Below are 18,168 nucleotides of genomic sequence, written 5' to 3' on the forward strand. Positions count from 1 at the left end.
AACTACCAGAAGCTAGAGTCTTACCATCCGGGCTGAACACGACACTTGTGACATAACTGCTATGCCCCTTCAGGGTATGCTGTAACTGCCCGTTGAGATTCCACAATTTGACTGTGTTGTCCCTACTACCAGAAGCTAGAGTCTTACCATCCGGGCTGAACACGACACTTGTGACATAACTGCTATGCCCTTCTAATCGGTTGCGTTCTTTCAATCCGTAAACAACTTCTCGCAGAGCAAGAATCGCTTTTGTGCGGTTATCTGAATCTACAGCATCACCATATTGTTTCAAATTTTTCCCTGCTTTCAAGCCTTCTAATAAAGCTTCTAGTTCATAACCTGAGGTAAAAAGATTTTCTGTTGTCAGACTTTGAACTAAAACCTGTGAATTTTTGAGGGCTTTTTCAGTATGTAAACGTTGTGCTTCAGCATCTAAACGTTGTGTGTTAGCATAAAACGCCATCCCTCCCATAAAAATTGAAAATATCAATAATATCGCAACATAAGGAAGTGCTGGCTTATAACGCTGCCAGAAATCCCGTAAATTCAACGGCAAATGTTGATTCACCCACTTTAAATCAAACACTCGTTGATAAATGGGATTTCGCACCTTCAACACCCCATTCTTCCTTTTAACCACACCCGATAATTTCAGGTGAGATTTAGTAATTGACTGTTCTTCATCAGCAACAGCGCGTTTTCCGCGCCGAATTTCACGATAAATGCTTAAAACAGCAGCTTTGTCTGGTGCGCGTTTGGTCAGCATATCACGGACAAACTGCAAGTTGTTATCCTCCTCACTCCTTGCACCGAAAAAGTTTCTACTCACGATACGGTCAATATCAGCTTTTGACCAATTTTTCTTGTCCTGCTGGCTAAGAATACTACAAATACGCTGCGATAAATATGGATGTCCTCCTGTCCAATCAAGTACCCAGTGCAACACTTGCTGTGCTTTAGGAGTTGGCAACCCCAATCCCTTTGCCAGCGGTTCTGCTTCAGTTAAGGTAAAATCAGTCAGGTCAACTCGCTGACCAACATTAAACGGTGTCCGTTTTGGATCTCGTATCAAGTCACCGGGAGTTGCGACACCAAATAAGACAAACGAAAGCCGTTCAAACTCTGATGATAGAGAAGCACGGGAAACGTAGAGATAGCGAATAGCTGCATAAAAATCGTCTGTAAAATCTAGGCGAAGAGTGGTATCAATTTCATCAATAAAGATGACCACTGATGCCGTGATTTCAACCAACAACACCCGCTGAAAAAATTCTGTTAACCGTTGTGTGAAACCGAGATGCGCGTGTGCTTGCCACCACGAATATACATCAGTATCCAGCATCAGTTGTGCTTCTATCTGAATCAGTAAACCCAGATACCACTGTTCTGGGTTTGTGACTTGCGTACCTATCCCCGTCAAGTCAATCATCACTGACTCAATCCCTTCGGTTCTCAATTGACGGGCAGTCCGTACCATTAAACTGGATTTACCCATTTGACGCGGCGTCAGAACATAAGCAAACTTTCCGTCTCGACACAGTGCTAACAATTCCTCATCTGCTTGTCGGGAAATATAAACCCCACTCCGGTTCGTCTGTACTGTTCCACCAACAGTGTAAATGCTTGCATCAGCCATGTAGATTCTCCCGGAAATATTCAGCATAGCTGCCTTCGTACTTCTGCCTTCTCATACTGCCAAAAGCCAGGATAGCTAAGGGGAAAATCACAGACGCTTTTTTCATCTTATACCGTTTCTCCATGAAGGTGCGCTAAATAATTTCTTAGCCCCCCTTTTTAAGGGGGGTTGGGGGGATCTGATTTGTTGCATCTTCATATAGAACTCGTATTAGAAGAAGTTGATAGGTTTTTTGTTTCATGGTGTTTTCTGGAACGAAGAAATCAGAACTTGTTAGCTTTTTTCATCAGGTATGAGCCAGTTTTCTACTTTTAAATTAGAAACACGGGAAAATTCACGAACATTGGCGGTAACGAGAGTTAGACCAAGGCTTAAAGAATGGGCAGCAATTAATAAGTCATTACCTCCAATCGGTTTACCTTGCTGTTCTAAATCTGTGCGGATTTCTGCGTAATATTGCTCTACGGGATGAGTTAGGGGTAGTATTTCAATACTATTCAAGATGATTTCAAGTTTTTCTATGAGCTTCTGAGAGTTCTTTTTTTTTGCTCCAAATCTTGATTCACAAGCTACGATAATACTTGTACAAATTTTGTCTTCTCCGACATCTTGAATTTTGGAAAATATCACGCCTCTGGGATTTTTAATGAGTTCGGAAATGATGTTTGTATCTAACAAGTACAAATAACTCATTTTTAAAGCTCAATATCATCTAAGGGTAATAATCCTTCGTCCACGTCGGGAAACTCTTCTTCCAGTGGTTCAAGAGTGGAAAGGGTTTGCAGGAGGGATTTTTTCTTAATGGGGGAAATGATGGCGAAGGGAACACCATTTTGGATGATGGTGAGGGGTTCGCCTGTTTTTTGAGTTTGGTTAATTAGGTTTTGGACAGTTTCGGGAAGTTCTGCAAGGGGAATTTGTTTCATGGTGGTTTCTGGGGTTAGGGAATGGGGACTTGGCGCACATTTATTTTACCTGTGACGGCGTGACTGATGAGGGCGGTGCGTTTTTCGCCCTTGTTTTTCAATGAGGGCTTCTTTCTTGGCAATGAGGTCGTCTATTTGTTTAATTTTATGGTCGAGGAAGTGAGCGATCGCCTTCTGTTCATCTAGTGGGGGCTGTTCTATGCTTATTGGTGTCAACTTAAAGTGAAAACTTTGTTATACTGTGCCACCAACAGTGTAAATGCTTGCATCAGCCATGCAAATTCTCCCGGAAATATTCGGCGTATAACTGACAACGGGGCAGAACAGACTGTCCGGAAGCCCGCACCAATCCCGAACCCTGCAACCGCCAGAAAATTTGTCTGTCGGGACAGATGTTTTGATTAATGACAAGCAGCAAACCTTGTATCAATTCTTGCTTATCATATAAAAGTGACAACAGCCGCCGCAGATGATCACCAAAAGGTCCAGAAGCAGCAGTAGCATTGGTAAATAACTCTGTTGGTGTGATTTGTCCGCTGGCAACTAAGTACAGCGCCTTTCGCACCAGAAAAGGGTGTCCGCCAAGTAAGCGAAGCAATTGTTGTAAGGTGTTGTTGTCAAAAGGTGAATTATGACGACCATTGAGTTGGGCAACTTGTTCTGGTGTAAAATCTTCTAGTTCAATGATCTGCCCGACATTAAACGGAGACTGATTCAAATCATCAATTAACTGATATGGTTCAGTAGAAGTGACAAGCACTAAATCTAATGTGTCTAAAATAGGATAATACGCACGGCTGTTATGCCAGTTACGCAACATCCCAAAAAAATCATTGCGGAATTTGGTATCAAAAACTCTATCGACTTCATCCATTGCCAATACCAAGGGATGTCCCAATCCTTTTAAGATATGGCGTTGTAAATAGCGATCGCAACGCTGAATCGTCGTTAAGTTTCGAGCAAAATACTCCTCGACTTTATCTTCCAGTTCCAGCACATCGCTTATCCAAAAACAAAAGTGACGGAAGAACAGTTCCTCATCGTTAAGTACTGCAGTACTTAACTGTTGAAAATCAAGATAAGCAACTCGCTTACCAGCATTGCGAACAGCTTGAATTATCCGCATCAATAATGAACTTTTCCCAACTTGCCTAGGTCCCTTAATCGGAATCGTTACGCCTTGCTGTACAATAGTTTGCAATGCAATTGTGTCCGCGTTGCGTTCCACATAAAACGAAGATTCAGGTTTCATCGTCCCGGATGGCATTTCTAACACCACTGGCTGTGCAAATGGTGTTGGTCGCGGTAACTGCTCAGGTACACAAATCTTGAGTAAATTAGTCTTAGCTTGTTGGTCAACTCTTAAGGAACCACCATGAATTGCTTGCCTTAACTCTTCTATGAGACGCGATGTATCCTCTGGACTTTCCCAAAATGCCCAGTTGATGTGATTCAAGTAAATGCTGAGGGGATGGGGAAACGCTTCTTGATACGCTAAACGCACTGGGAGAATAACAGGTTTTCCTCCTTGCCTTTGTGCTAATTCTACCGCAAGGGAGATTTCCCACTGCACCATCTCGCTATTAACAGACTGTTCGGAAAGGAAAACGATGAGAAAATCAGCATTTCTTAATTCTGTTTCAATGCATTCTGCCCAGCGTTTGCCTATCAATATTATTTGGTCAATAAAGACATTGTGCTGTTGTGACAATTCCTGGTAAACTTGAGTGGCGACAGATTCATCCGGTTCAACATTGCGCTTGTAACTGATAAAGATGCGCTGTTTTGAAGTCGTGGAAGCAATCGTGTCTTGATTGCTGTTTCTAGATTTCAAGACAGGTGTTTCTGATTCGGGAATTCCTTCTAAATCAATTGAAGTGCAACCAAATTCAAAAGCATCCTCGTAGTTTCTGCCTGCACCGATCGCATCATAAAATCCAATGGCGAACTTAATGGCTGCCCTATCCCCAACAGCTCGATTCATCCCAATCACATAATCTATGTTTTGGTGAATCGCCTCAGCTTGTACCTCACTATAGCAGGCGTTGAGCAAGACACACTCTACTTTGTCTTTAAATAACTTAAATAACCTTGCTAAGGATTGAGTACTAACAAGTTGTAATTCTCCAGAGTTATTCTCCAACGCCAAGCCATCACTCCCAGAACCATGTCCCGAAAAATGCACAATTTGCGGTTCATAGTCTAATAAAGCACGTCGTAAATCATCAACCCGTACAGCCCACCTGCTAATGATTTCAAACTGTTCGCGCTTTTTGGCACGTTGTAGCCCCGCCTGAATTTCTCTAACTTCCTCATCCAGACGTAACTTGGAGGTATTGTTTGGGTTAGCTGATAAAATCAGAATTTTTTTCACTTTGGTATCAACTACTGTTGAATGGGCTGTTATTTATCAGTTATCAGTTATCAGTTACCAGTTACCAGTTACCAGTTACCAGCTACCAGTTACCAAGACAATTACGGATTAGTTTTCTTCACTGTTCACTGCGTAGGTAGCTGTTCACTGCGGCTGGTACTGCGTAGGTAGCTGTTCACTGTTTGAACAAACTTAGGCGTTGATGAAAAATCCGATTATGTAAATCAGACTTATTTACTAAATAAGTGTAAGCAAAATCAACTTATGCACAAGTGAGATAGAAATCGGAAATTTTTGCGATGCTCCTTTAGGAGCCTTCATGTGGCGATCGCCCTTCTTTGTCCAGAGGGGGTACAAGCCCATATTTTTGAGCACATTTTATCAACTATACACTAAAAGAAAAATACTTTTACTACAGCTTCATTAGAACTAAATCTTAGTATATTTTTTGAAAAAAACTAGTAATTTATACGGAAATACGAAAGTCAGCAAGTAGTGTTGAACAGGTATTAACAATTTTTGGGATAAATGCTTCTACTTACTTTGTATCAGAATACAAAGCAATAAAAATACCTAAACACAGAGTATTAACCTTGTGTTACCAACCAAAACTCTCATGGCTAGTGAGTAGTCTAGAAAAATTGACAAATACCTAGAACTCTCTCCATCCTTTGGTTCCCTATAAATGAACGGTTAGTCATCAGATTGAAAACGTAATATTGTTTTATAAAGCACCAGATGAAGATTACAGGCATTATTTTCATTGATCCATCTGTCAACAACTACGAAATTTTACTTAATTTAGTTGTTGCAAATATCAAGGCTATTGTTCTTGACCCAGAGCAAGATGGAGTCACACAAATTACCCAGGTACTATCTCAACACCGTGGAGTGGAAAATGTCCACATAGTTTCCCACGGCTCTTCGGGAACCCTAACCCTTGGCAATAGCGAACTCAGCCTCAACACCCTAGAACTTTACGCAGACCAACTCAAGAATTGGTTCTCACCAGATTCTCACCTTCGGTTCTCTCCAGTTCCCTCCCTTCTCCTCTACGGTTGCAGTGTCGCTGCAGGTGATGCTGGGGTAGAATTCATCACCAAGCTACACCAACTCACGAAAGCAAATGTTGCCGCCTCCGCCAACCTCACTGGCAATGCTATTTTGGGGGGTGATTGGAACCTAGAAGTCAACATTGGCAACGTTTCAAATCAACCACTGGCATTAAGCGCGGAGGTTATGGCAGCGTATCCATCTGTACTCAATAATGCGCCTATCCTCAATGACACCGACGTTATCCTGAATGCCGTTAACGAAAATGCAGGCGCACCCATAGGTGCAGTTGGTACCCCAATTTTCTCCTTAGTGACCCTTGGTGGTAACGTTATTGACGAAGACCGCGACGCACTCACAGGTATTGCGATCACAAATACTGACACTACCAACGGCAATTGGTTCTACACCATCAACAATGGCAGCAACTGGGCAGCTTTGGGGTCTGTATCCGATAACAACGCTCGTCTATTGGCAGCTGATGCAATCACCCGCGTTTACTTGCAGCCCAACCCCAACATTAGTAGTCCTAGTCCTATTGTCAATGCTCTAACCTTCCGTGCGTGGGACCAAACCACTGGTACCAACGGCAGCACTGCAGACACCTCCGCTAACGGTGATACTACTGCCTTTAGCACTGCGACTGACACTGCAGCAATTACCGTCAATGCCGTTAATGATGCTCCTACCCTCAATAACACCAACATCACCCTAACTGCCATTAACGAAGACGCAGGTACACCCACAGGAGCAGTTGGTACCCTTATTTCCTCCTTAGTCACGGGTGATAACGTCATCGACCCAGACAGCAATGCACTCAGGGGTATTGCGATCACAAATGCTGACACTACCAACGGCAACTTCTTTTACAGCGCTGACGATGGCAACAACTGGGCACCTTTAGAGTTGGTATCTAATACTAACGCTCGCTTATTGGCGGCTGATGGAATTACCCGCATTTACTTCCAGCCCAAAGCCAACTTTAATGGCACCATCAACAATGCTCTAACCTTCCGTGCGTGGGACCAAACCACTGGTACGAACACAGGCATTGCGAACACCACCATTAGTGGTGGCACTACTGCTTTTAGCAGTACAACTGGCGCTGCAGGAATTACGATCAATTCCGTCAATGATGCTCCTACCCTCAGTGAAGCTAATATCACCCTAACTGCAATTAATCAAAATGTAGGCGCACCCATAGGCGCAGTTGGTACGCTTGTTTCCTCCCTAGTCCGTCTTGGTGATAACGTCATCGACCCCGACAGCAATGCACTCACAGGTATTGCGATCACAAATGCTAACACTACCAACGGCAATTGGTTCTACAGCACCAACAACGGCAGCAGCTGGATACCCGTAGGAATTTTATCCGATACCAACGCTCGCCTATTGGCGGCTAATGCAAGCACCCGTCTTTACTTCCAGCCCAACGGCAACTTTAATGGCAGCATCGATAATGTTCTAACCTTTCGTGCATGGGACCAAACCAGTGGTACCAACGGCAGTACTGCGGACACCAGCGTCAACGGTGCTGCTACTGCTTTTAGCACTGGGGTTAACACTAGCACAATTACCATCAACGCCGTCAATAATGCTCCTATCCTGCTTGACACCAACCTCTTCCTAAGCACAGTTGAAGATGCAGGCGCACCCACAGGACCAGTTGGTACCCTTGTTTCCTCCTTAGTCAGTCTTGGTGTTAACGTCACCGACTCAGACAACAATATAACTACAGGTAATGCATCTACAGGTAATGCACTTACAGGCATTGCCATCACAAATGCGAACACTACCAACGGCAGTTGGTTCTACAGCACCGATGATGGCAGTAGCTGGGCAGCTTTAGGATCTGTGTCCGACACCAACGCCCGCCTATTGGCGGCTAATGGAACCACTCGCCTTTACTTCCAACCCACCGCTAACTTCAATGGCTCGATCAACAATGCCCTCACCTTCCGTGCTTGGGACCAAACCAGTGGTACCAACGGCAGCACTGCGAACACCACCCTTAACGGTGGCACTACTGCCTTTAGCATTGCGACTGACGCTGTTGCAATTACCGTTGATGCCGTCAATGATGCTCCTATCCTCCGTGACACCAACGTCACTCTAACTGCCATTGACAAAAATGCAGGCGCACCCATAGGGGCAGTTGGTACGCTTGTTTCCTCGTTGGTGAGTGTGGGTGTCAATGGTAACGTCACCGACCCAGACAGCAATCCACTGACAGGTATTGCGATCGCAAATGCTGACACTACCAACGGCACCTTCTTCTACAGCACCGACAATGGCAATAACTGGGCACCCTTAGGGTCTGTATCCAACACCAACGCCCGCCTATTGACAGCTGATGCCAACACCCGCATTTACTTCCAACCCAACGCCAACTTCAATGGCATCATCAGCGATGCTTTGACCTTCCGTGCATGGGACCAAACCACTGGTACTAACGGCAGCACTGCGGACACTACCGTCAACGGTGGCGCTACTGCCTTTAGCAGTGCGACTGATACTGCTGCAATTACTATTGGTACTGTCACCAACCCTGTCACCAATCCCGTCACCAATCCCGTCACCAATCCCGTCACCAATCCCGTCACCAATCCTGTCAACGGTGCTGCTACCCTGAAATTAGCGTCTAACAATATTTTCCAGTTGGAAGGTGTTTCTGATGGCAACAAACCAAAACTTGAAGTCACTCTCAACAAAGCCAGTGCTAAGCAGGTGAATGAACTGGGAGTGTTTGTGGTTGACGATGACCAAGGAAGAATTAATGGTATTGCTCCTGGTACAGAAAATTATGCCCAAGCTGCACTTTCAAGAGCTAACACCATTTTCTCAGTGATTACCGATAATCCCAAGGGGTTTAATACTGACTTAACACGTCTACTTGAATTTAATTCAGGGGCACGCCTGCAATTCTTCTTAGTCAACAATAGTAGTATTGACGCTGTGCAAGCTGGTTCAACCTCTACCAAAGACCTCATCTTTTCCAACCCCTCAACGCAAAAAGTGACAGACTTAGGGAATGGCGAGTTTACATTGGCTTTGAATGATGCATCAAATAGCAACACTTCTGACTTCCGAAATCTGGTAGTGAACATTAAAGCAACAAATCAATCGTTACCTCTGGGTGCTGGTCTTCAGGGAAATCCTTTTGGAGAACTAATTGATTTGCGCTACGGTTCAACTCAGGTCAAAGCAGACTTTGTCTTAAACAGAAAAGCAACCTTTGACAATTTCGTTGGCTTTTATCAAGTGGCTGATACCAATGGTGGTATTGATATTGATGGCAACGGGACGGTAGACTTGCGTCCTGGTGATGCAGGTTATACTCAAGCTGCGGTGCAGCGACGTGTTCCAGGAATTGACTTAACAGTGGGGAACCAAAGTACTGCTACATTCACAAGCAATCTTAGCCCTGGTTCAATCTTGGCACCATTCATTATTGCTAATGGCAGACCAGATGCAATTTTAGATGGTAATCCAAATAACGACCCCGCAGTGTATTTTTCCTTCTTAGGAGCTAACTCAGATAAGGTTGACCATATTCGCTTGTTGGGGAATAACACCTTTGGCTTTGAAGATTTATCAGGTGGAGGTGATAAGGATTACAACGATATGACTGTCAGAGTGAATTTGGGTATTGCTTAACCCACTCACAAAGAGTGTGTTTCTTATAGCAGGGAACAGGGAACAGGGAACAGGGAACAGGGAACAGGGAACTCTTAACGCTTAACTCTTAACAGCCGTGTGAAAGTCTGGTGGTGTCCGTATTTTCTCATTAGTTCATGTCTTAATCTACCTGGCAACTGCTATAACTCTCAAGAAATACACTCTTTGTGAGGGAGTCAGACAGCTAAAAGCCGTGGGACGGACAGATACCTACGGCATTTTACGGGAATGAGCGCAAAGCGCGCGAAGCAAGTGCTGTGGGAGGAGTGAATTCATTTCGGAAAAGATGTGCGAGAGTGACGACGCAAAATCACCCAACTCACAACAGGAGTCCCTATCAAAGCGGTAACAGAATTCAAAGGTAACACCATCTGACTTCCCGGTAGCTGCGATATCAAATCTGCAACTAACGCCAGAATTGCACCCATGAAAGTCACAGCAGGGACTAACACCCGATGCTCACAAGTATTGAACAGACTGCGACAAAGGTGAGGAACTGCTACACCTAAAAAGGCGATCGGTCCGCAAAAGGCGGTAACCGCACCTGCTAAGATGGAAGAGGTGATAAGAATCCAAAATCTGACTTCTTCTACACCTAAACCGAGACTGCGAGCGTAAGCTTCACCCAGAAGGAGTGCATTCAAAGGTTTGGATAGCATGAGCGAAATTAACAACGCTATCAGTACCACAGGCGCTAAAACTAGCATTTGTTGCCAGGTGACACCACCAAAACTGCCAAAAGTCCACAGCAAGTATGATTGGATTTGCTGACTTTCACTCAAATGCAGCAAGATACTTACAATAGCACTCGTTGCATAGCCAAACAACAATCCTAAAATCAATAGCGTCATCGTGTCTTCGACGCGCTGAGAAACAAGTAACACTAACCCCAACACTGCTGCAGCACCCAGACTCGCCGCCACAACTAAACCAAAATCGCCAATCACTCCTAAATCTTTGAACAAGGTACCCGCACCGGTGACACTTGTTGTTAACACCACCAACGCGACTCCTAAAGAAGCACCTGAACTAATTCCTAATACAAAAGGTCCGGCTAAAGGGTTTCTAAAAAGTGTTTGCATTTGCAACCCACTCACGCCTAAAGCAGCACCCGCAAGGGTTGCGGTTAAGGCTTTGGGTAAGCGAAATTTCAGAATAATATTAGTCCAAGTTGCTTTTTCTGGTTCTCCGTTTAGTAGGATTGTAATGACTTGGGTTAGGGGTATGTGGACGGAACCAAGGGCTAAGTCGAGTAAGAAGGTGAGAATTAATGTTATGAGTAGTGCGGGGAAGAAGAGTTTTTGAAAACTTGAATGTTGAAAATTTCGTAAAATTGGTTTGAGTTTGTGTTTGAGGGATGACATTGAAAAAACGAACCGCAAAGACGAGCCAGTGCGTTGCGGGGGTTCCCCCCGTTGTAGCACCTGGCGTGCCAAGGACGCAAAGAAAGGAAAGAAGAGGAAAGAAGAGGAAAGAAGAAAAAAGAAAAGAAAAGAAAAAAGAGATTTGGGAGATTAGCTGAGTTTTTGATAGTAAATTAATTGGTGGTTTGGTAAGATTTCTGGATGGAAAATCTTAATTAAGTCGGATAAGATGACATCAGGGTTACTAATTCCACCTTCCCAGTAATCGTTGCCACCAGTCTGATTGATACGGGCATTATTATTATAAACGTTTCCTTTTTGAACTGCTTGAAAATCAGCGTAGCGATTGTCTTCAGCCTGTAAATCTTTTAAAGTTTTCCAATATTGACTGGAATTTAGCCAGTAGTCAGCGTTGGCAGCACGTTCTAAAATAGTTTCAAATGATAGGGGAAGAGTGCCAGATGATTTCTTGTTATTCCAGAGATAGTTACTTCCGGCGTCAGCCAAAAATTTTGCGACATAACTGTTACCTCCTGGCATATACCAGATACCTTTAAAGTTGAATCCCACAAACACAGTCGGACGATTTTTCACAGATTGTGCTTTGGCGGCTATAGCTTGATATTTTTTGACAGTTTCATCAAAGATTTTTTGGGCAACTTTCTCTTGATTAAAAAACAAAGCCGTAAACTTGAGCCATTCACTTCTTCCTAAGGGGGAAGTTTCCATATATTCGGCATTTATCGCCACTTTTAAACCTGCTTCTTGAATTTTAGGATAATTATCTGTTTGTTTGTCTCCTGTACCGTAAGTCATCACTAAGTTAGGATTAATTTCTAGTAATTGCTCAACATTGAGACTAGCATTATTTCCCACTTTTGTGATTTTGCCTTGTTTCATTTTTTCTACGACTTCTGGTGTATTGACTTGTTTGCTATCACTCACACCAATAAGTTTATCTACAACTCCTAACTTTGCTAAATGTGGTAAATGAGTCGTAGAAAGAGAGACAACCGTATTTATAGGTACTGTAATGACTTGGCTTTGATTAAACCCTGTTGGTACAGGCGTCCCGCATTGCACTAAAATATATTGAAAACTGACTTGTGCATCACGCCAGGGATTTTTTACCGTCACAACCTTGTAGTTTTTATAATATTCCACCTCAAAACCCGTGGCGTAATTGACGGTTACTTTTTCCGGGAAGTAGTCGGTGTTTGGATTGTAAGTTTGAGCGCATTCTTTGATGTGTGTTGGTAAAGTGGGAGGAGTTGTGGTACTGTGACAAGCGATCGCCAAAACAGCAACCAACAGAAACTGACAGAAAAAAGCGAACAATTTAGCTTTGTGAAGTATTGTAATTCTCATCGGAAAGTTTTCCAGAAATAACCACAAAGACACACTAATAACTTATCCGCGTCCAAAGCTTGTGCATCTGCGGTTACTTTTTTTCAACCGACTCTGGGGGATAGCAATGCGCAGTCACTTTCTTACCTTCAACCAGATGTTCATTGACAATAGTTTCAACCACCTCTGGTTTGACGCGAGTATACCAAGTGCTATCCTCTGAATAAAACACAACTGGACCAAGTTTGCAAACTTCTAAACAGCCAGAAGTTCTGACTTCCACATCCAAACCAGCTTTTTCAACTGCTACTTTTAGTGCATCCAAAGTAGGTTCCCAATTTTGGGAAGGGAGACAACGAGTAGACGTGCAAACAGATATATAAGCATGTTTGAGGGGATTTTTATCAAACGGTATCGGCTTTTTACCCAACACATAAATATCCCGTAGTTCATGGTAAAGCTCTAATTTTGCTAAGTTCGGCTTACCTTCCGGTAATAAGTTTTCTCCCTCGACATAGGGATTAGGCAAGAAGATAGTCATCAAATTTTCGCTTGCACCATTCCAGAAATCAATTCCCCAACTTCTGGGGATTCCTTCTGCATTAAATCGTCGATAAAAAGCAGCACGATTTACTTGACGTTGTTTCCTTAATTCTAATGGTGTTTTACAATGGGGACCACCTAAATTTGCTTCAATACATAAGTGAAAATGCCAACTTTCTGTGACTACGGTAAGGTAACCATCATAAAGAATACAAATTTTGGGTGCTGCAGGAAATTCTAGTTCCAACACACCACCTTGTACAATGTGTCCTACTCCTACTTGATGCCAATTCTGCTGAAATAAGGTGTAAAGTAATGATGATAAAACGTCACAACTGCAATCGAAATATTCAGATTCGATGTATCCTCCTGTTAGGGAAGGTTCTTTGATGACATGGTTTAATGGTGTTACCCAAGGATGAAATTGATTCATAGTACTTTTGGATTGTGAGTTGTTGATTGGTGATTGTTGATGGTTATAGCAATCCTATCTGATTTGTGAAAAAGAGTTTTATTGAACCGCAGAGGCGCAGAGGACACAGAGGAGCCAGCGCGAATGACGGCTTTCCCGACAGAGGCGACTGGCGTGAGGAGAAAAGAGAGGAAGAATTAATTCCTAAATAGTATTTTAGTAGTATTTAAAATGTGGCATTTAAACCTACTTGAAAAACTCTCCCTGCATCAGGATAACCAGGAAATAACTGATATCTCTGATTCAAGATATTATCTACACTACCAGTCAGTACTAAGTTATCGCTCAGAGGAATTCGCGTTTTGAAATCAAAAGTCGTATACCCGGACAAAGATTCTGTGTTGGTATTGTTGGTAGGATATGAACCAAGGGAGTGCATGAGTATTCCCGCATAGAAGCCTTGAGGTGTTTCATAAGAAATTCCCAAATTTAAACTATCTGCACCTGCAAATCTTAATTCTTTGTCTTTTTCGCCAGAGTTGACGCTCTCTTTAATGCGTGGGTCATTGAGTGTATAATTGGCAAAGGCATAGACATTTTTCGCCAGTTGTACATTCAATGCAGCTTCAATTCCTCTGGTGCGCACTAAGCCAATATTTTCATATGTGGCGACAGGAACAGCAAAGTTATAGGCAATTAAATCTGATATGGTATTGCTGAAAAAGGTTAAGCGCAACAAACCAAAATCCCACAGCTTTTGGTCAATTCCTATATCATAACTATCACCATTTTCTGGTTTCAAATTCGGGTTACCAACGAAGGTAGAACCTCTAGCATATAAATTGAAAAGAGTCGGTGCGCGGAAATTCCTGATATAGTTAGCTCTGAAGTTAGTGGAGTCAGAAATTGCCCAGCGTGCGCCTACACTAGGTGATGTAAAAGAGCCATCTGTTAAAGAGCTAAAATCTTGGCGTAAGCCTAAATTGACACTTAAGCTAGGAGTAAAGTTGATTTCATATCTGGCAAAAAGCGCTCCTTGAGAGATGCTATCGTCGTAGCTGAGAGTTTGTTGCTCGGTGGAATAGTTGAAGGTGCTGTTACGTACTGAAGTGTTGCGGTAATCAAAACCGTAGACTAGGGTTTGATTTTTAGCAAATTTCCAGCTATGTTGTGTTTGAATTCCGTAAGAGGTTTGCTCGTTATCAAATCGTCGCTGAGATGAAAGTGTCCCACTACGATTCTCAAAACGAGTGTTGAGAAAATCGCTATAAACTCTCGCTGTTAAAAGAGAGTCATCTGCACCTCCTAGTTTTGAGTTCCAGGTTAAGTCGGTGAGAACTTGATCTGTGTATTTGCGATTGTTGTCAGTCAAGGAGTTAAAATAGCCTTGTCCAAACTGGGGTTCAGGAATAGGGACTCCTCCTGGAACTCCTTGGTTTTTGCTTAAGTATAGGCTTGAGACAGTAAGAGTATTGCGTTTTCCTAAATTCGCCTCTAACTTCACATTAAAGTTGTTGTAGAGAGTGTCATTGTTTTTTCTAGTTCCTTCAAAGTTGGCTTCTGGGATGGAAAAAGGATAATTGTTATCTGCTTCGGTGCGGTTATATCCCACAACCCAAGAAATATTTTCTATTTTCCCGCTATTGGTGATAGTCTGTTGATTGAGTCCATATGCACCTAGAGTGACTCCCGCTTGTGTTGTCACTTTCTCTGTCGGACGACGAGTGATAATGTTAATCACTCCACCAATCGCATCGGAACCGTATAGGGTGGAACCTCCTCCTGGTAAAACTTCTACTCGTTCAATGTTGTTGGTGGTGATTTCTGAAAGGTCAAAACCACCACTTCCAAGATTATTAATTGGTCTTCCATCAAGCAAAATCAATACTTGTTCGGAGTTGGAACCCCGGATAAATTGACCGCTTAATGCGTTCACTTCTGTTCCAACTGTTCCATCAGGTAAGATTCCGGGGAGAAATCGTAGCGCTTCTCTGACGGTTCGCACTCCCTGCGCTTCCATTTCTTCGCCTGTAATGACGTAGACTGGACGGGTAGAATCTTTCACTGTCCCCTCTCGACGAAATGGAGAGAATACAGGCTGATTCAACACTTTACCTGTGACTGTAATTTCAATAGGGGGTTCTTGTTCATCTGTTGGCGTATTTGTGCTTTGGGCGATTTTTTCTGATTGTGGAATTTCTCCAGCACACACAGCATAGTTCCACAATATCAAAGTCGTCATTGCACTCACACTAGATACAACGACTTTCACCGCCCAACGGCAATTAAAAAGAATATTTAGCATCTGTACCTCGCAGACGATTTTATGTTTTTTACCTCAGGCGGGCATTCTGACTTAGAGACAAAATTTTGAGTCTCATCACAGCTGCGGGACAGTGTCGGATTTTCACCGTTCGCCTACGGCGTGGCGCAGGCATACTTTCCCCGTTACCTCTGATGGCTGAACCCCATCAGAACCCAGGATTTGCTGTAATTTACCATGCTCAATTTCTCAATGCAAATAAGAATTATTACATTTAGCTTTGTTGTGATGTTGCAAATAGAGCGATCGCCATTTTTGGAAATGTTAACGCTCCCGTTGATTGTTTCCAACGTATAGTCTTTAGGATTTCCAGCCAGATAAACCGCGTCTTCACTGGTGGGGTCAAAATAGCGAATCAGCGCGTAATCTTGATCGCCATTACCCAAGTAGAAATCTTTTGGATTTTCTTTGGCGTTGTCGCCAAGGTAAAAAACATTCCGTCCAGGTGAACCAGTTAAAATGTCGATTTCGCCAACTCCCAAGGATTCTGTTTCTGCATTTATCAGTCGCGAACCCACTTCGGCGGTGTTCACCTTCACCCCAATCACAGAAGATTTTTGTCCGGAAGCTTGAACCGTGTCGTTCCCATTCGTACCATTCAAGATGACACCGTTGCGTTCCACAAATTGTCCAACTTGGACAAATTCATCGTATCCTGAAGCGTACTTTCCTTCTGCAACAGCTTTTGCAACTTCCGGATTAAGACCTCACCCCGCCCTAACGGGCACCCCTCTGGTGAATTCGCGGAGAGGGGACAGGGGTGACTTGTGACTTCCCTCAGAAATTTTTCTTAATACATAGCAGCATTGCTGCCTTTTTTTGGTAAGTCTATCAATATCATCTGTGGTTCAATTTTTAATTTCTGCATCATAATTCATGTTCAAAGTCCGTCCTAAACAAACTGTATCCATGCTGACACGTGATGGTGTGCGCTTGGATGCAGACATCTACCGCCCCGATGCTGATGGGGAATTTCCTGTGTTATTAATGCGACAACCTTATGGTAGGGCGCTCGCCTCCACTGTTGTCTACGCCCATCCTACCTGGTACGCCGCCCACGGCTACATTGTAGTTATTCAAGATGTCCGGGGACGCGGTACATCACAAGGAAACTTCAAACTTTTTACCCATGAAATTGAAGATGGTGAATATACAGTTAAATGGGCAGCAAATTTACCTGGTAGTACAGGAAAAGTGGGGATGTATGGCTTTTCCTACCAAGGAATGACTCAACTTTACGCTGCTGCTGCCAAACCAAGCGCCCTAAAAACAATTTGCCCTGCGATGATTGGTTATGATTTATATACAGATTGGGCTTATGAAGGAGGCGCATTCTGTTTACAAAGCAATCTCGCTTGGGCAATTCAATTAGCCACAGAAACTGCCCGGATCAAAAAAGATGAAAAGGCTTATCAAGCACTGTTGGCAGCTTCGCGTCATTTACCTTTACACGATCCAATACCCACTCATCCAGAAATTTTGAAAACTTTTGCTCCAGACTCATTTTATCATGAGTGGTTGGCACATTCTCAACCCGATAAATATTGGGAAAAACTCTCCCCCAAAACATATCTCAAAGATGTTGATTTGCCGATGTTCCACATTGGAGGATGGTTTGATACTTACCTACGCGGCACTCTAAACTTATATAAGGATATCTCTGCTAGAAGTGCATATCGACAAGAACTGTTAATTGGACCTTGGGCACATTTACCTTGGAGTCGTAAAGTTGGTGCGGTTGACTTTGGTCCAGATGCAGCAAGTCCTGTTGACAGGATGCAGCTATGCTGGTTTGACCAGTTTCTCAAAGGTGTTGATACAGGATTACTTGATGAGTTGCCTGTTTGGCTATTTTATATGGGAAGCAATGTATGGCAAGGTTTTCCCAGCTTATCTATATCAAAAGGGCGATCGTACTTTTTGTCAACCACCGGACTTGCCAGCATCAGGGAAGGCGAAGGTATTCTCGCCACAACTTGTCCCGAAACTTCCACTGATGATGTACTTGTTCACGACCCTTGGCGACCTGTTCCATCTAATGGTGGTCATGCTGCAATTCCGGCTGGTTGTTTTGAGAGAACGCATATCGACTACCGTTCAGATGTCTTAACTTACACAACTGAGAGTTTAGAGACAGATTTATATTTAGCCGGTGATGTTGTAGTTGAAGTCTGGTGTATGTCTGATAAGAAGAGTTATGATTTGTGTGCGGTGCTGTCAGAGATTTTCCCTAACGGGAGAGTGTACAATTTGACTCAAGGTTATTTACGTTGCCAAGATGGAAACCATCGCGTGAGAAGAACAATTCATCTACAAGCAACTTGTGCGAAAATTTTTAGAAATCATGCTTTACGTTTGAGTTTGAGTGCTTCGTGTTTCCCAGCCTATACAATGAATCCTGGTAATAATTCAGCCTCAAGTATAGATGCTGAAATTATCACATTGATGGTGAGTTGCGGGGGTGAGAGTTTATCGCAAATTATATTGCCTGTCGTGACACCATAAATATAGC

Annotated in this window: 12 protein-coding genes and 1 riboswitch; of the genes, 3 read left to right on the forward strand and 9 right to left on the reverse strand. The window is 43.3% G+C overall.

Going from position 1 to position 18,168, the window contains the following annotated elements; all coding sequences use genetic code 11:
* From DP116_RS01975 to DP116_RS01995, 5 genes are all read right to left on the reverse strand, one after another.
* Window positions 1-1,636 (reverse strand): AAA-like domain-containing protein (locus DP116_RS01975; RefSeq protein ID WP_211173029.1); only part of this gene is annotated, 1,636 nt, incomplete at its 3' end.
* Between the two features lie 273 nt (window positions 1,637-1,909).
* Window positions 1,910-2,329, reverse strand: coding sequence for a type II toxin-antitoxin system VapC family toxin (locus DP116_RS01980; RefSeq protein ID WP_169153577.1), 420 nt, complete (start codon window positions 2,327-2,329; stop codon window positions 1,910-1,912).
* A 2-nt stretch (window positions 2,330-2,331) separates the two neighbouring features.
* Window positions 2,332-2,562, reverse strand: a complete 231-nt coding sequence (locus DP116_RS01985; RefSeq protein ID WP_169153578.1) for a type II toxin-antitoxin system Phd/YefM family antitoxin — start codon at window positions 2,560-2,562, stop codon at window positions 2,332-2,334.
* A gap of 45 nt (window positions 2,563-2,607) precedes the next feature.
* Entirely contained in the window at window positions 2,608-2,778 is a 171-nt protein-coding gene (locus DP116_RS01990; RefSeq protein ID WP_246275444.1) for a hypothetical protein, read from the reverse strand.
* Between the two features lie 52 nt (window positions 2,779-2,830).
* Window positions 2,831-4,936 (reverse strand): AAA-like domain-containing protein, encoded by a 2,106-nt coding sequence (locus DP116_RS01995; protein WP_169153579.1) that lies wholly within the window; start codon window positions 4,934-4,936, stop codon window positions 2,831-2,833.
* Between the two features lie 738 nt (window positions 4,937-5,674).
* On the opposite strand from DP116_RS01995, the gene DP116_RS02000 reads away from it, so the two are divergent.
* Complete coding sequence (locus DP116_RS02000; protein WP_169153580.1) at window positions 5,675-9,646, forward strand: DUF4347 domain-containing protein; 3,972 nt, start codon at window positions 5,675-5,677, stop codon at window positions 9,644-9,646.
* 293 nt (window positions 9,647-9,939) lie between these two features.
* On the opposite strand, the gene DP116_RS02005 is transcribed toward DP116_RS02000, so the two are convergent.
* The 3 genes from DP116_RS02005 to DP116_RS02015 form a co-directional block, all read right to left on the reverse strand.
* Window positions 9,940-11,031 (reverse strand): iron chelate uptake ABC transporter family permease subunit, encoded by a 1,092-nt coding sequence (locus DP116_RS02005; RefSeq protein ID WP_169153581.1) that lies wholly within the window; start codon window positions 11,029-11,031, stop codon window positions 9,940-9,942.
* 150 nt (window positions 11,032-11,181) lie between these two features.
* A complete protein-coding gene (locus tag DP116_RS02010) occupies window positions 11,182-12,399 on the reverse strand; it encodes an ABC transporter substrate-binding protein (RefSeq protein WP_169153582.1) in 1,218 nt (405 codons plus the stop codon).
* 73 nt (window positions 12,400-12,472) lie between these two features.
* Window positions 12,473-13,354: a (2Fe-2S) ferredoxin domain-containing protein gene (locus DP116_RS02015; RefSeq protein ID WP_169153583.1), complete on the reverse strand. Its 882-nt coding sequence runs from the start codon at window positions 13,352-13,354 to the stop codon at window positions 12,473-12,475.
* A gap of 65 nt (window positions 13,355-13,419) precedes the next feature.
* On the opposite strand from DP116_RS02015, the gene DP116_RS29900 reads away from it, so the two are divergent.
* The gene (locus tag DP116_RS29900) at window positions 13,420-13,545 is read left to right on the forward strand and encodes a hypothetical protein (RefSeq protein WP_281357349.1); all 126 of its coding nucleotides are present in this window, start codon (window positions 13,420-13,422) and stop codon (window positions 13,543-13,545) included.
* Between the two features lie 14 nt (window positions 13,546-13,559).
* Here the strand turns inward: DP116_RS29900 and DP116_RS02020 are convergent, their stop codons facing one another.
* Window positions 13,560-15,638, reverse strand: a complete 2,079-nt coding sequence (locus DP116_RS02020; RefSeq protein ID WP_169153584.1) for a TonB-dependent receptor plug domain-containing protein — start codon at window positions 15,636-15,638, stop codon at window positions 13,560-13,562.
* Between the two features lie 19 nt (window positions 15,639-15,657).
* Window positions 15,658-15,830, reverse strand: a riboswitch (cobalamin riboswitch).
* 735 nt (window positions 15,831-16,565) lie between these two features.
* On the opposite strand from DP116_RS02020, the gene DP116_RS02030 reads away from it, so the two are divergent.
* A complete protein-coding gene (locus DP116_RS02030) occupies window positions 16,566-18,161 on the forward strand; it encodes a CocE/NonD family hydrolase (protein ID WP_169153586.1) in 1,596 nt (531 codons plus the stop codon).
* Window positions 18,162-18,168 lie beyond the last annotated feature (7 nt).

The sequence above is a fragment of the Brasilonema bromeliae SPC951 genome (genome assembly GCF_012912135.1).
Taxonomy (GTDB): Bacteria; Cyanobacteriota; Cyanobacteriia; order Cyanobacteriales; family Nostocaceae; genus Brasilonema; species Brasilonema bromeliae.